The organism is Algibacter sp. (assembly GCF_049667265.1).
Taxonomy (GTDB): domain Bacteria; phylum Bacteroidota; class Bacteroidia; order Flavobacteriales; family Flavobacteriaceae; genus Algibacter_B.
In genome coordinates this window covers 1-1,808 of sequence record NZ_JBATHX010000463.1, presented here as the reverse complement: position 1 = coordinate 1,808, position 1,808 = coordinate 1, and the positions used below count along the sequence as shown (strand labels likewise).

Genomic DNA, 1,808 nt, shown 5'->3' with positions numbered 1-1,808 from the left:
GTTCTTTAATATCATTAAAAATCTCTAAATAATTATTATGAGATTGTGTGATATCGAAATTGGTTTTTATTTTTTCGCTACCAAAATTTAAAGACACATTATTACTATATCTATATTCAACACCTTTTGTAAAACTTGACGTAGCGCTTCCATTAAAACCAGTAGCGACATTCTTTTTCATCCTTATATTAATGATGCCACCTGTACCTTCAGCATCATATTTTGAAGGCGGATTAGAAATGATTTCAATTGAATCGATAACATCCGAAGTTAAGCTTTGTAAAAACGTGGTTAAATCATTTCCAGATAACCTAGATTGGATGCCATTAAGATAAACTTGCACATTGCCTTTGCCAAGTAAAGAAATACTGTTATCAATATCTAGCGTAATACCGGGCGACATTTTTAATAAATCCAATCCGTTTGAACCCGATGCACTTGGGCTACTGGCAACATTAAAAATGAGTTTATCTGCTTTAACCTCAATAAGTGCTTTTTTTTGTGTGATAACAACTTCATCTAAAGTGTTTTTTGCTGGGTTTAAGGTTATGGTTGGAATAACTTTACTTTCACTTTTTAAAACTTCAAATGCTTCTGAAGTATAAGTATCAAATTCAATATGTTTAATAATAAGCCTATATATGCCAGGATTAACATTGTAAAACTTGAATTTACCATCAGGATCACTTATGGCACTATTTACTTTAGTTGAGTCTTTATTAATTAGCACTACTGAAGCGTATATAACTTCATATTGAGAAGCATCAAGTAACTTACCAAAAATTTCACTTTTTAGTGAAGACTCATTTGATTGAGAGAATAATTGAATTGATATTAAAAATAATACAATGAAGTTTAAAGTTTTGGATTTATTAATAATCATAAACGCAACTAGGTTTTATTAAAATTGAAAATAAATAAATTGCTCGCCACTACCTTGTGCTATAACAATTAAGAAAAACATAATGGCCCAAACAACACCCAATAACCATGTTGGGGTTTTTAAAGATACTTCTTTCATGGAAGTATTACGCATTACCCAATGACATAAAAATAAAAGTCCAATAACAATTGAAACTTTTATTATATCAAAAGATTGCAAAATTTTAGCACCGTCGGTTTGCATATAAAACATGGATTTAATCATATTCCAAGCGGTATCAAATTCTCTAGCTCTAAAAAACACCCAAGTTATATTAACACAACTAAAGGTTGTGAAAGCTAAAAAAATGCCATTCCATTTAGTGATTTTGAATGGTAAATACCGTCTTTGCAGGCGTTCTAAAATTAAATAGGTGCCATGTAAACCACCCCAAACCATAAAGGTCCAAGCTGCTCCATGCCATAATCCACCCAACAACATAGTTAGCATAAGCGCAACATACAATCTTGTTATGCCATGACGATTTCCACCTAAAGGGATATACAAATAATCTCGCAACCATGATGATAAGGATATATGCCAACGTTTCCATAAATCTGAAAAACCAAGCGACGCATAAGGATATTTAAAGTTGTCTGGTAAAACGATTCCTAGCATTAATGCAATTCCAATGGCACAGGTAGAATACCCAGCAAAATCAAAAAATATTTGCCCTGAAAAGGCTATGGTTCCTATCCAAGCATCAATACCATGCAATACTTTTCCAGCACCAAAAACGGTATCTGAAGTATCAGCCAATAAGGTGTCAGCCATAACTACTTTTTGAAACAAACCTATAGTCAATAAAAACAATCCCCAAATAAATTGATTTGCAGTTGCTTTTTTTTCATCATAAAACTGAGTAATTAAATCTTTTGCTCTTACA

The 1,808-nt window shown here is 31.9% G+C and carries 2 protein-coding genes; both read right to left on the bottom strand.

The features are described from left to right. Positions 1-883, bottom strand: an 883-nt coding sequence (locus tag WBN21_RS16000) for a carboxypeptidase regulatory-like domain-containing protein (protein ID WP_424202043.1), incomplete at its 3' end; no start/stop codon positions are given. A gap of 18 nt (positions 884-901) precedes the next feature. Beyond that, positions 902-1,808: MBOAT family O-acyltransferase (locus WBN21_RS15995; protein ID WP_424202041.1), on the bottom strand; the 907-nt coding region annotated here is incomplete at its 5' end.